This window comes from Rhizobium rosettiformans W3, assembly GCF_004912135.1.
Taxonomy (GTDB): Bacteria; Pseudomonadota; Alphaproteobacteria; order Rhizobiales; family Rhizobiaceae; genus Allorhizobium; species Allorhizobium rosettiformans.
In genome coordinates this window covers 28,874-40,840 of record NZ_STGU01000016.1, presented here as the reverse complement: position 1 = coordinate 40,840, position 11,967 = coordinate 28,874, and the positions used below count along the sequence as shown (strand labels likewise).

The following is an 11,967-nucleotide window of genomic DNA, read 5'->3' as shown; positions in this document are numbered from 1 at the left end:
ATGGCGCGCACGACCACAGCCGACGCCCGCAAAAAGGACACGCGGGAAAAGATCGAACTCGGTGGCCTGATCGTCAAAGCGGGTCTTCGCTACGAGAAGCGGGCGCTTTTGCTGGGCGCCCTCATCGATGTGAGCCGGCGCCTGAAAAGCAAAGACACGGAAAGATCGCGGCTGCTTGCGATCGGCGTGGAGGCCTTCGGGAAAAGCGATGAATAGGATCATGCTCTTCATCGCACCCGTCGTATTGATGATCCTGGCCGCCGTCGCTATTACGGGGGTCGAACACTGGCTGTCTGCCTTTGGGAAGACGGAAGCAGCACGACAGGCGCTCGGCCGAACCGGCATCGCTGCGCCCTATCTCACCGCGGCGCTCATCGGCATCGTCTTCCTGTTCGCGAGCGCAGGCGCGATCAGGGTCAAGACCGCAGGGTGGGGCGTCGTCGCCGGCGGCGTGGCGACGATCCTGATTGCCGCGTTTCGCGAAACGATCCGGTTGTGGGCACTCACGGACCAGGTGCCAGCGGGCAAGTCCATTATCGCCTATGTCGATCCCGCCACGTTGATCGGAGCAGCGGCCGCGGCAATGGCGACCTGCTTTGCGCAACGCGTTGCGCTTGTCGGCAACGCGGCGTTCGCCAGTGCCGAGCCAAGGCGTATTCGTGGCAAGCGAGCGCTGCACGGCGAGGCAGATTGGATGAAGCTTGCCGATGCCGAAAAGCTGTTTTCGGACGCCGGCGGCATCGTGATCGGCGAACAATACCGTGTCGATAGGGACAGCGTCGCGGTGCGCTCGTTTCGGGCCGACAATCCCGAAACATGGGGCGCCGGCGGCACGTCACCGTTGCTCTGCTTCGACGGCTCGTTCGGTTCGTCGCATGGTATCGTGTTCGCCGGTTCCGGCGGTTTCAAGACGACGTCGGTGACAATCCCGACCGCTTTGAAATGGGGCGGCTCGCTGATCGTTCTCGATCCGTCGAACGAGGTGGCGCCGATGGTCACTGCCCATCGTACCGGCGCGGACCGCGACGTCTTCGTCCTCGATCCCAAAAAGCCGGAGACCGGCTTCAACGCGCTGGACTGGATCGGGCTATTCGGCGGCACCAAGGAGGAGGATATCGCATCCGTTGCGTCCTGGATCATGAGTGACAGCGGCGGGACACGTGGCGTCCGAGACGACTTCTTCCGCGCCTCGGCATTGCAATTGCTCACCGCGATGATCGCGGACGTTTGCCTGTCCGGTCATACGGAGAAGGAGAGCCAGACGCTTCGCCAGGTGCGCGCCAATCTCTCCGAGCCGGAACCGCAATTGCGTCAACGCCTGCAGGAGATCTACGACAATTCGGGCTCGGATTTCGTGAAGGAAAATGTCGCGGCCTTCGTCAATATGACCCCGGAGACCTTCTCCGGCGTCTATGCCAATGCGATCAAGGAAACCCACTGGCTGTCCTACCCGAACTATGCCGCGCTGGTATCGGGGAAGACGTTTTCGACGGGGGATCTTGCCGAGGGAAACACCGACGTCTTCATCAACATCGATCTCAAGACCCTGGAGACGCATGCGGGCCTCGCACGCGTCATCATCGGCTCTTTCCTCAATGCGATTTATAACCGCGATGGTTCGATGAAGGGCAGAGCACTGTTCCTCCTCGATGAGGTTGCCCGCCTTGGCTACATGCGGATCCTGGAGACCGCGCGCGACGCCGGCCGGAAGTATGGCATCACGCTTCTCATGATCTACCAGTCGATCGGCCAGATGCGGGAAACCTACGGCGGCCGCGATGCGGCGAGCAAGTGGTTCGAGAGCGCCAGCTGGATCAGTTTCGCGGCGATCAACGATACGGAAACCGCGGACTACATCTCGCGTCGCTGCGGCATGACGACGGTCGAGATCGACCAGGTCAGCCGAAGTTCGCAGATGAAAGGATCGTCGCGGACGCGGTCGAAGCAGTTGGCCGCACGACCGTTGATCCAGCCGCACGAAGTCCTTCGCATGCGCGCTGATGAACAGATCGTCTTCACGGCGGGGAACGCGCCGCTTCGATGCGGCCGCGCGATCTGGTTTCGGCGCGACGACATGAAAGCTTGTGTTGGCACGAACAGGTTTCACAAGCTTGGAAGCACACCCGAAGCCCCTCTGATCGAGCCGGCGCGCAGAGCAGCGAGCAAGGTCGATCCAGAAAAATGAAGAGTATCGGAGAAATCAGCGTGAGCGCCGCACGAAAGGGCGGGATTTCGGGAATTCTCGTCGTGCGAGGAGCGGGAAATAGCGCAGCCGCAGGAGCCTCAATAAAGTGGCCCGAAGAGGAGGCGGGATCGACTGTGCCTCGCTACCGCACACCGTCTGATAGCACGCTTGCTCATAAACGCGGATGAAACCGAAGCCGAGATAGGTTGGGGCAAACAGGAGAGGACCGAGGTGGCGAAATCGAATGTGGTTCCGTTCAGAAAGCCGCGGAAGTCCGGCAGCAGGAACGATCGACATCGCTGGCAGGGGAAGTCACCCCGATCGGGACCGAGCCGCCCGCGCAAACCCCTGATCGCGATCCTCTGCGCCATGATCATTGCTGCGGGAGGCTGGCTTGCCTTCGGAGGTATTAATAATCTTTCAGGGCTTGTGAATGCAACCAGGACACCGACAGCGGATTCATCGTCAGCGGCATTTTCATTCTGCGGTGCAGATCGCCATGTGAACTGCGTCGTTGACGGCGATACGTTCTGGTTCGAGGGCGAGAAAATCCGCATCGCGGATATCGACACGCCGGAGCTCAACCCGCCGCGCTGCGAGGCGGAAAGGGTCAAGGGCGAGGCCGCGAAAGCACGCCTGCTGGCGCTGCTGAATGCCGGCAAGTTTTCGCTTTCAGCCGGGTTGCGCGACGAAGACAAGTATGGCCGCAAGCTCCGTACCGTAATGCGGGCAGGGCGCTCGCTTGGAGACACCCTCGTCAACGAGGGCCTCGCCCGGCGCTGGGACGGCGCTCGACATGGATGGTGCGGCTGAGAGCCGCGAGAGGATCGTGACCCATCGGGCGGAGACCGTGTGCGGGCTCCGTGAGCACCGCGAATAGAGCCGTGCGCCGAAGGCGTCCCGCCCAAGCCTGTCATGAGATTTCCGATTTCATCACCGATGTGAATCGATCCACCCCGACCGATTCAAAAGTGTCGTTGGACGCGATTCCCGCGATCGGCGATTCTGATCTCATGATCGCGCAACCCTACCATCTCTATGTCGAACGCACGGATGTCGTGAAGAACATGGCACGCTACTACGCCATGTCGATCGAACCGAACCTCTTTGGCGATGTTTGCCTACTCAGGAAGTGGGGCCGCATTGGCGCGAAGGGTCAAATGATGGTCCATCATTTCGGGCGGGAAGAGGAAGCTGTCGAACTGTTTCTCGATCTGCTTCGACAAAAGCGCAAACGCGGTTACCGCCCGCGCGCCTCTGTGGCAAATTGGGAAAGGCCCGCCGAAGCGGGCCAAGAGGGAGCTTCATCGACGCCGGTCCCAGTCGGTCTCGAGGGACACTTGGATCTCGACGAAGAAGGGGATCTTGATCACGAGCTTCAAGCCGAGCTTGCCCTTGCGGAAGAAGTGGCTGATCACCTTGCAGAGAGTACGGAGCCGACGGCCGGTGGCGGCGAGGAATTGAGCGAGCTGTTGCATGTTGTTTCTCCTTTCGAATTGCGGTCATCGCGGGGATAGTCGGCAGACCGGAAAGGAGGGACGCACCCAGAAGGCCGAAACGAATGTGGAGGACTTGCCGGCGACTGAATTTTGATCCGCGAGGAGCAGCAGTGCTGTGGGGAAAATTCTGGCGGCGGCAGGTTGCGTCGTGACGAACGGACTGCAACATCCCCGATGAGAGATGACAGCAGGATCGAAGGAAGAGGCTCAACTGGTCGCCATCGCTACGATCGCGATGCCTCCTCGACATCCCTATTGAGAGGCGGCTCTCGCCGCCCCTCGGATGAAACTGCACCGCAAGATTGATTATGATTCTGCGTGATCGTCGTAGCTGATACGGGACGCATTTACCGCGATGCCGGTTTCCCGCGTGATCGCCGTGATGATCGGCGCAAGTGAGCCGAGTTCGTCGTCAGTGAGCGCGATCAGCTCCGGATAGTCGATATCAACGCCGGTATAGTCCGCCGTCAAAGCGATGGCCCAATCGCCGCCGTTGATGCGATATTCATGCGTGTCGAAATCGAATTCGAGATCGTCCAGCAAGTTGATAGTAAAGCGCCCGAATATCTCGGCCTCCCCCTCCAACTGATAGTCGGCGAACTCCTCGCCTCCGGTGAGAACGCTCCGCTCCAACGCCATGATGATCCGCACGCAGCCAATTGCTGCCTCCAGTCCTTTGATCAGGCGATCGTGGAGCGCTCGCGAGAATTCGCTGTCGCAACCGATGCGGTTTGCGAGGACAACGAGACGGAAGCCTGAAAGCTTGGCGTAGAGCATGATGTTCTGATCGGTTGTCATGATGTGATCTCCTTCGTTGATGACGGAGATCGGCCACTCTGTAGCAAAGAGGGGTCAAGGACCGCGGGACGCGGCTCGCAAGCGCGGGAACCGATTTTTCCAGAGCCTGGCGGCGGAAAAATTGGGGGAGACCGCGCCGTCCTTGACGCCGGATTTGCTGGAGTAGAATGGGAGGTCATAGAGAGAAGAGACCCGCGGACCCGTAGGGGACGCGACCGTCTCCGACGGGAGCCGGGGGGAGCGTTGAGGGGTGAAATCCCTGACAGCCGGGAGGCCGGTCGAGCCGGCGGACCGGCTCAAATAACAGGAGGAACGAGCCGCTCAGAATGGCGGCTCGGCTTCGACGGCGCCCTCCTGTTCGGCAAGCATGACGGCCAGATCGGCCTCGGCGAGTTGGAGCTCCGCCTCGATTTGACGCCGCTCGGCCGCGCCCCATGCGTTCCTCAGTTCGGCACGCAGTTCCTCGATGTGCTGTTCGATCGTCATCGTCTCATCTCCTTGAGTTCGTGAAAGACGACGACGCGGGGCGGGACGGGATGGCGGGGTCAGGGATCGCGAACGCGACCGCCAGCGGCGGCGAGTGGGGGAGCCGATTTTGTTGGAGCGGCGGGAACCGAAGCGGAGGCAAAATTGGGGGTTGACCGCTCGTCCTTGAGGCCGCCATGCCGGCACGGCACACTGGAGCGCTATGAGCAGACATTTCCGGTTCCGCATGGCACCAGGAAAGCCGGAAGCGGGCTCGATGCCCGCTCCCGGCTTCTCTATTCGGCCGCTTGGCCCCGCCTTGGCGAGCGGGGCCTCGTCCGGATCTCAGTCCCGGTTGGGGCGGGACCAGATCAGCTGGTAGCCGTCCTCGCCTTCGACTTCGGTGAGGGTTGCGTAGATCGGAGCGGGGAAGCTCGGGTCGTCCAGCTTGACCGAGAGGTAGTCGCGGTCCTGCTCGGAGCGCTTCTGCCAGGCCGCACCGAGCTCGACGTTGCCGGCGTAGATGCGGTAGTGCGGTCCCTTGTCGGAGGGGTTTTCGATGCGGGTGATGCGGGCCTTGACGTTGAGGGCAAGCGTGCGGATCGAGCCGTTGAAGCCGGTTTCGGTGGAGGTGAAGGTGCCGATCGTTGCCATTGTGGTGTTCCTTTCGTTGGTTTCGGGCCGCGCCCTTCGCGGCCTCGATGGCTGTCGAAAGGACCGGGGACGATCGGACCGCACCCCCGGGGTCCCCATTGCGCATCGCGCCATGGGGTGGCTTGCCGGGCCGCAATGAAATGGAGGGCGGCCGGGAGGAACCTTGTTGCTGCGCGAGGAATGCGGCACGCCGGGGTCCCCGCTCGGCCTGTCGAGTGGGGTTGCGGCCGCAGGGGAAGAAAGTTTCGGATGGCCGTTGCGGGAGGACGATCGAGGCGACGCCGGTTTCCGGTCAGACATGCCTCATCGAGCCCGCGAATGGAGCCCCGCTATATCAGGCAAAGGCACGTGGCAATGGCGGCTGCGCACAATTGGACCATAGCTCCGATTTCGGCTGATCGGCGGACGCTTCGCTCCGGCGTCAGCTTAAGCCGTACCAGGTCCCACGACCGGCTCCGTGGAGGGTCAGATGTCCCTGCTCGGTCAGCGCCCGAAGATGATCCTTGACGGTGTTGCGGCTCGCGCCTGTCGCTTTGGCCACATCCATCACCGTGACGCGCCCGCGTTCACGCGCCAGTTCGAGGATCGCGACGGACAACTCCGGCAGGTCGCCGAGGAGAATGCGCTCACGCTCGATCTTGCGCTCGAGACGCTGCTTCTGGCGTTGCAGGCTCCGCAGGAAAAACTCGACCCACGGATTCCAATCCTGTTGGTCCGTTCGTATGGTGCCCTGCGTTCGGCGAAGCGCGAGATAATAGGCTTCCTTGTTCTGCTCGATAACACTTTCCAGTGAGCTGTACGGCACATAGGAATAACCCGCCCGAAGAAGCAGCAAAGTGGTCAGAGCGCGCGACAGTCGGCCATTGCCATCCTGGAAAGGATGGATTTCCAGAAAGACGACGACGAAGACAGCGACGACGAGCAGAGGGTGAAACGTGCCATCCTTCTCCTGAGCTTGTTGCCAGGCCACCAGTTCCGACATTCGGCCCGGCGTATCGAAAGGGGAGGCTGTCGCGAAGACGACGCCCAGACTTCGTCCATCCTCGTCGAAGGCTTCGACGTTGTTGGCAAGGGTTTTCCAGTTTCCCCTATGTCGTTCATCTTTGACCGAGTGCGCGAGCAGATCCCGATGCAGTTGGCGGATGTGGTTTTCGTTAAGCGGGATTGCGTCGAAGGCGGAGAAGATCGTCTCCATCACCTCGGCATAGCCGGCAACCTCCTGTTCGTCTCGGCTGGAGAACGAGCCGATACGGAGGTTCGAGAGCAGCCTTTCGACCTCGCGGTCGCTTAATTTCGCGCCCTCGATACGTGTCGACGATCCGATGCTTTCGATCGTCGCAACCCGCCGCAAGCTGAACAGCCGATCGGGTGCGATGCGACCAAGCGCTCGCCAGGCGCCTTTGAATTCGTCAATCTCGGCGATCAACGACAGGATCTCAGGCGTGATACGCAATTTGGAGAGATCGAGCGCCGTCATCCATTATCCCATCCGTTTCCATCCAAATGGGGTATGACATAGCGAGATCCATTTTTCCATCCATTTTCATCCAATATGGAAGGACGGACGGGAAAAAGCCGCGGCACGAAGGAGGCCGCCCTGTCGTCGGGAGGGGCCCCGCCCTGTGGGCGGAGCCTCGAGGACCTCAGTCGCGGTTGGGGCGGGACCAGATGAGCTGGAGGCCGTCTTCACCTTCAACTTCGGAGAGGGTTGCGTAGATCGGAGCGGGGAAGCTCGGATCGTCCAGCTTGACCGAGAGGTAGTCGCGGCCCTGTTCGGAGGTCTTCTGCCAGGCAGCACCGAGCTCGACATTGCCGGCGTAGATGCGGAAGTGCGGGCCCTTGTCGGAGGGGTTCTCGATGCGGGCGATGCGGGCCTTGACGTTGAGGGCAAGCGTGCGGATCGAGCCGTTGAAGCCGGTTTCGGTGGAGGTGAAGGTGCCGATCGTTGCCATTTTCGTGTTCCTTTCGTTGGTTTCGGGCCGCGCCCCTCGCGGCCTCGATGGCTGTCGCAAGGATCGGGGACGATCGGACCGCACCTGATAAGGCCGGAATGGAATGGAGGGCGGCCGGGAGAAACTTTGTGGGCTTGTCGCAAATTCTCCTAGTTAACTGGATGTTGACCATCTGAAGAGAAATCCGCTCCAAATGTTGTGGAGTGGACCTATGATTCTGAATGCCATTACCGAGAAGCTGAAGCGCCAATCGAAGGACGATTTCAAAGGGCGTCATTTCGAGGCATGGCTGATCATACAGGCGGTGACTTGGTATTTGCGTTACCCACTGAGCTATCGCGACTTGGAAGAAATGTTCCGCGAACGCGGGTTCGAGGTCGACCACAGCACGATCAATCGCTGGGTGCTCGCCTATGCGCCTGTCATCGAGAAGCGGCTGCGCCAGTTCCGGAAACCACATTGCGGGTCGGTCCGGGTCGATGAGACTTACGTCAAGATCCGTGGCAAGTGGCGCTATCTGTACCGCGCCATCGACAAGCACGGCGACCCGGTGGATTTCTTGCTCGCTGCGCGTCGCGACCTCGATGCCGCGAAGCGCTTCTTCCGTAAGATGCTCAAGGAGGAGCCGTTATTCTCACCGGAAAAGGTCGGCACGGATGGTGCCAACACCTTCCCGTCGACGATCAAGATGGCCGTCGATGATGGGCTTTTGCGTCCCAATCCCGTGCACTATGTCACCAAGCATCTCCAACAAGGCATCGAGAGCGACCACTTCCGGGTGAAGAAGAACATGCCGAAGGTCGGTGGTTTCCAGTCATTCAACACGGCGCGGCGAACCATCGCCGGTTTCGAAGCCATGCTATGGTTGAGGAAGGGCTTCGGCTTTTCCGGTAGTTGGACTGTCAACGACCAGAACGACCTACTTGCACGCCTCTTCGGACTTCAAAAGGTTAACAAAGCATGAAAACCAAGCCGCATCCGGGGAATTTCTGACCTCGGATAGAACTTGCGACAGGCCCCACGGAAATCTACTATCTGAAGCGTCAGTCTGGAGAAGACCTGAATCGCTGGGTCAGCCTCATAAACGAGGAAGAGCTCTTGATGTCCTCAGGCAGGAGCCAGGCACCCTCTACTGCTGCTGCGAGTGTCAGGAGATAGACAGCGGTTCCTCCGTACAGCATTTCCATGGTGTTATGCCCGAGTCCGATGCATACCAAACTGAAGAGCGTGGCCAATGCCAGATAGGCAATAGGCGCAACCAACGCAAAGCATGCCAAACGCAGAATCATCAAGAGGTGGACCGATACGGTTTCAAGCCGGTCCACCTTCACACCGAGAAGGTCGATCTGCCACTCAAGCGTGGGTGATTGCGACGTTATCGACCTCGTAGCGCGATTGCGTTTCGTTCGTCTCAGTGCGGACGTGGCTGAAGCTGATCCAGTAAACGGTCACGACAAACGCTACCAGGAGCGCGCAGATCATCCAATTCATGCGCCTTCTGCGGCGTGCGAGCGTCTTGGATTCTTCAAGGGTAAGGTGTTCCGATCCTTCCGGCATGGCGTGGTTGGGTCTTTCTTCCATTCGAGCCTTGGTCAGCTTCTTACCTAGGTCCTGTTCACAAAGTCTTTTAGCCACCTGCGGATGGCTGCAAGGTTGAGGAAGCTTGCGAATGACAGAGCCGTTTTCTCATACCGGGTGCCGATGCGACGCATGTGCTTGAGATACCCGAACATGCGCTCGATGCGGTTGCGGTCTCTGTAACGGGAGAAGTCGCAGGGAATATGAACCTTGCGATTGGCCTTTGGCGGGATGACTGGCAAGATGCCCTGTAGCAGCAGGGCTTCTCGAACAGCATCGCCGTCGTAGCCCTTATCGGCCAGAAGTGCCTTTGGCTTGTTGACCGGCAGGGCCATGAGTTCGCCGACCGCGCCATAGTCCGAGGCTTGCCCGCCTGTCAGGACAAAGCCAAGAGGGCGTCCCTGATTGTCACAGCGGGCGTGGATTTTGCACGTAAAGCCGCCGCGTGATCGACCAAAAGCCTCCTTGTGAGTCCCCCTTTTGCGCCGGCTGCCGATACATGGCCCCGAACTGTGGTGCTGTCGATCATATGCTGCCAGTCATCGGTCAGCCCCATCTGGACCAGCGTTTCAAGGATGGCATCCCAGACGCCCTGTTCGGCCCAGCGCCGGAACCGGACATAGACAGAGTTCCACTTGCCGTAGCGCTCATGCATGTCGCGCCAGGGGCAGCCAACCCGCAGCACATGCAGCATGCCGTTGAGAAAACGCCGATTATCATGAGCAGGGCGGGATTTCCGTCCGCGCTCTGTGGGCAAGAACCCTTCGATTACTGCCCACTCTTCATCGGTCAGATCGCCGCGTGCCATCATCGCTCCCCATAAAGAGGAGTGTTGAATCAGACTTCACCTGATTTGGGAATCCACTTTGTCAACACGACCTAGATGATCTTCGATATCGCAGCATACGGTTGGTGCTGCGGTTCTTTGACGCTTGCGCTTGGGAACAGCTTTTGTTCGCAGGTAAGGCTGTCGCTCTGGACACGAGGTTCTACCTCAATGAAACCGTAGTGACCGCGGGCCCGCCGGCATCAGTTTTGGCCGCGCCAGCCGTTCGGACATGCCTAATGGCGCTAGCATATTCAGGTTTCCGGATGAAAGGCATTTGAATGCTGACAACAGCTTTGGCATGCACTCTATTGCGGAATAGAATCCAAGCTCTACCTGGTCCTCACGGCAACGATTAGACACATCACTCGTCGCATTGCCTTCTTTCCTGATTGGACCCCTTGTCTCTGTAACTCAGCGCTGGCTTAACAAATTGAGGCTTTTTGCGGCTGCGGTTCTTTGACGCTCACGAATTTGTGGGCGGAAACGCCATTTTAACTATGATAGGCGAACTGTGCGAGGAGCCGCCGGAGAGGGTGTGCGCCAACGAAATGGTTTTCAATGATGCTAACGGCCGTCAGGATCGGAGGGATTGCAGCGCTTACGCTCTTGTTGAGCGCATGCGTCTCTACCGTTCTCGACGTTGACGGCAAGGCGACCCAGCCGATTCCCGCTGCGGTTACGGCGGAGATGTCGCGCAAATCGATGTCGCCTTCGGCGCCTATCCTCGTGCGAATCTTCAAGCAGGAAAGCGAGCTGGAGATCTGGAAGCGCGACCGAAGCGGAAGGTTCGCCTTGCTCAAGACTTACCCGATGTGTCGCTGGTCCGGAAAGCTGGGGCCGAAAAAGCAAAACGGCGATCGTCAGGCTCCCGAAGGCTTCTACCACGTCTCCGCCGGGATGCTGAACCCCAATTCCCAATATTACCTGTCCTTCAATCTCGGCTATCCGAACAAGCTTGAAGCGGCCCTCGGCTACACAGGTGAGGCGCTCATGGTGCATGGCGCATGTTCGTCCTCCGGGTGTTTCGCGCTGACCGATGAAGGAGTCGCCGAGATTTATGCTGTCGCGCGCGAGGCTCTGAAGGGCGGCCAAGGATCATTCCAGGTCCAGGCGTTTCCGTTCCGAATGACCCCTCAAAACATGGCGAAGAACCGAAACGATCCGAACTTCACGTTTTGGTCCGATCTCAAGCAGGGATATGACATCTTCGAGGTCTCCCGACGCCAGCCGAAAGTGTCCTACTGCGAAGGACGCTACGTTTTCGACAAGGAGTTCGGTGGAGGTGAGCCGCGCGATGTGCTTGCTCCATGTCCCCCTGCGCTGAACGCGCCAGACGCTCTGGTCGCCGCCAGGACGCAGTCCGATCGCGTCGCGATGGAAGAACTCCTTACTGCTGGCACTGTGCTTTCGGCCCACGCCTATGCCGACGGTGGGATGCATCCGAGTTTTCGTAGGCTGCTCGAGCGTAGCGGCCAATCCGCGTTGGCGAAGCGGACCTCGCTATCTTCCGTTCCAGTTAGCCGGCCGGATGCGGCGATAGCCGACCCGCACTCGCCAGACGAGTAAACCGCGATGGTCCGGACGCTGCTTGCTCTTCTCCTCCTCTGCTTCGTCAGCCTGCATGCCGCATTACCTGCGGCTGCAGCCGGCGAGGAGCCAGCTCAGCTTGTCTCTGTCCTTGGGGATGAAGGCGCTGACACTGGTAGTGATGATGCTCCTTCGCCTGAGGCTACTGCCAAATGTCATGACAGCTGCAGCTGGCTTGCCGAATGGCATGTGCCTGTAGTTCGTGAGGCGCATCCCTCTTCCCCGAATAGACTTATTCACACCCTCCCTCCGGGAGTATTTCCTTCAGTCGTCCCACCGCCCCGATAACGTCAGGAGAGGCGAGACCGATCGCCGTCGCGCTGTTGGCAGTTCTGCCAGACATGATGCGCTCGATAGGTCGTTGCTCCACACCGGCACTGTCTGCACGCAGACACCGGTTCCCGATGACCTTATTGCGAG

The 11,967-nt window shown here is 59.8% G+C and carries 11 protein-coding genes and 2 pseudogenes; 6 read left to right on the top strand and 7 right to left on the bottom strand.

What is annotated here, in order from left to right:
- The 4 genes and pseudogenes from traD to FAA86_RS25000 form a co-directional block, all read left to right on the top strand.
- On the top strand, window positions 1–216 hold the full coding sequence (gene traD / locus FAA86_RS20880; RefSeq protein ID WP_167495050.1) for a type IV conjugative transfer system coupling protein TraD: 216 nt from the start codon (window positions 1–3) through the stop codon (window positions 214–216).
- The gene (gene traG, locus FAA86_RS20875) at window positions 209–2,185 is read left to right on the top strand and encodes a Ti-type conjugative transfer system protein TraG (protein ID WP_136542932.1); all 1,977 of its coding nucleotides are present in this window, start codon (window positions 209–211) and stop codon (window positions 2,183–2,185) included. Before traD ends, traG begins: the two co-directional genes overlap by 8 nt.
- A 231-nt stretch (window positions 2,186–2,416) precedes the next feature.
- A complete protein-coding gene (locus tag FAA86_RS20870; RefSeq protein WP_136542931.1) occupies window positions 2,417–2,998 on the top strand; it encodes a thermonuclease family protein in 582 nt (193 codons plus the stop codon).
- Window positions 2,999–3,198: 200 nt separating this feature from the next.
- Window positions 3,199–3,447 (top strand): annotated as a pseudogene (locus FAA86_RS25000) (WGR domain-containing protein); the annotation flags it as partial.
- Between the two features lie 543 nt (window positions 3,448–3,990).
- Here FAA86_RS25000 and FAA86_RS20860 read toward each other — a convergent pair.
- The 5 genes from FAA86_RS20860 to FAA86_RS20830 all read right to left on the bottom strand — a co-directional run bounded on the left by FAA86_RS20860 (window position 3,991) and on the right by FAA86_RS20830 (window position 7,553).
- Complete coding sequence (locus tag FAA86_RS20860; RefSeq protein ID WP_136542930.1) at window positions 3,991–4,482, bottom strand: hypothetical protein; 492 nt, start codon at window positions 4,480–4,482, stop codon at window positions 3,991–3,993.
- Window positions 4,483–4,803: 321 nt separating this feature from the next.
- Window positions 4,804–4,968 carry a hypothetical protein gene (locus FAA86_RS24690; protein WP_162854296.1) on the bottom strand — a complete coding sequence of 55 codons (165 nt, stop codon included), beginning with the start codon at window positions 4,966–4,968 and terminating at the stop codon, window positions 4,804–4,806.
- A 324-nt stretch (window positions 4,969–5,292) separates the two neighbouring features.
- Window positions 5,293–5,601 carry a DUF736 domain-containing protein gene (locus FAA86_RS20845; RefSeq protein WP_136542929.1) on the bottom strand — a complete coding sequence of 103 codons (309 nt, stop codon included), beginning with the start codon at window positions 5,599–5,601 and terminating at the stop codon, window positions 5,293–5,295.
- A 421-nt stretch (window positions 5,602–6,022) separates the two neighbouring features.
- Window positions 6,023–7,078 carry a Fic family protein gene (locus FAA86_RS20835; RefSeq protein WP_136542928.1) on the bottom strand — a complete coding sequence of 352 codons (1,056 nt, stop codon included), beginning with the start codon at window positions 7,076–7,078 and terminating at the stop codon, window positions 6,023–6,025.
- A 166-nt stretch (window positions 7,079–7,244) separates the two neighbouring features.
- Entirely contained in the window at window positions 7,245–7,553 is a 309-nt protein-coding gene (locus FAA86_RS20830; protein WP_112608236.1) for a DUF736 domain-containing protein, read from the bottom strand.
- Window positions 7,554–7,764: 211 nt separating this feature from the next.
- Here FAA86_RS20830 and FAA86_RS20825 point away from each other — a divergent pair, with 211 nt between their 5' ends.
- Complete coding sequence (locus FAA86_RS20825) at window positions 7,765–8,517, top strand: IS6 family transposase (protein WP_136542927.1); 753 nt, start codon at window positions 7,765–7,767, stop codon at window positions 8,515–8,517.
- A gap of 389 nt (window positions 8,518–8,906) precedes the next feature.
- Here FAA86_RS20825 and FAA86_RS24685 read toward each other — a convergent pair whose 3' ends face one another.
- Window positions 8,907–9,044, bottom strand: a complete 138-nt coding sequence (locus FAA86_RS24685) for a hypothetical protein (protein WP_167495049.1) — start codon at window positions 9,042–9,044, stop codon at window positions 8,907–8,909.
- A gap of 113 nt (window positions 9,045–9,157) precedes the next feature.
- Window positions 9,158–9,939, bottom strand: a pseudogene (locus FAA86_RS20815) (IS5 family transposase).
- Window positions 9,940–10,518: 579 nt separating this feature from the next.
- On the opposite strand from FAA86_RS20815, the gene FAA86_RS20810 reads away from it, so the two are divergent.
- Window positions 10,519–11,526: a L,D-transpeptidase family protein gene (locus FAA86_RS20810; protein WP_136542926.1), complete on the top strand. Its 1,008-nt coding sequence runs from the start codon at window positions 10,519–10,521 to the stop codon at window positions 11,524–11,526.
- Window positions 11,527–11,967: the final 441 nt, after the last annotated feature.

Coding starts and splice junctions, on each gene's coding strand:
- traD (WP_167495050.1), top strand. CDS start 1: ATGGCGCGCACGACCACAGCCGACGCCCGCAAAAAGGACACGCGGGAA.
- traG (WP_136542932.1), top strand. CDS start 209: ATGAATAGGATCATGCTCTTCATCGCACCCGTCGTATTGATGATCCTG.
- FAA86_RS20860 (WP_136542930.1), bottom strand. CDS start 4,482: ATGACAACCGATCAGAACATCATGCTCTACGCCAAGCTTTCAGGCTTC.
- FAA86_RS24690 (WP_162854296.1), bottom strand. CDS start 4,968: ATGACGATCGAACAGCACATCGAGGAACTGCGTGCCGAACTGAGGAAC.
- FAA86_RS20845 (WP_136542929.1), bottom strand. CDS start 5,601: ATGGCAACGATCGGCACCTTCACCTCCACCGAAACCGGCTTCAACGGC.
- FAA86_RS20835 (WP_136542928.1), bottom strand. CDS start 7,078: ATGACGGCGCTCGATCTCTCCAAATTGCGTATCACGCCTGAGATCCTG.
- FAA86_RS20830 (WP_112608236.1), bottom strand. CDS start 7,553: ATGGCAACGATCGGCACCTTCACCTCCACCGAAACCGGCTTCAACGGC.
- FAA86_RS20825 (WP_136542927.1), top strand. CDS start 7,765: ATGATTCTGAATGCCATTACCGAGAAGCTGAAGCGCCAATCGAAGGAC.
- FAA86_RS24685 (WP_167495049.1), bottom strand. CDS start 9,044: ATGAATTGGATGATCTGCGCGCTCCTGGTAGCGTTTGTCGTGACCGTT.
- FAA86_RS20810 (WP_136542926.1), top strand. CDS start 10,519: ATGATGCTAACGGCCGTCAGGATCGGAGGGATTGCAGCGCTTACGCTC.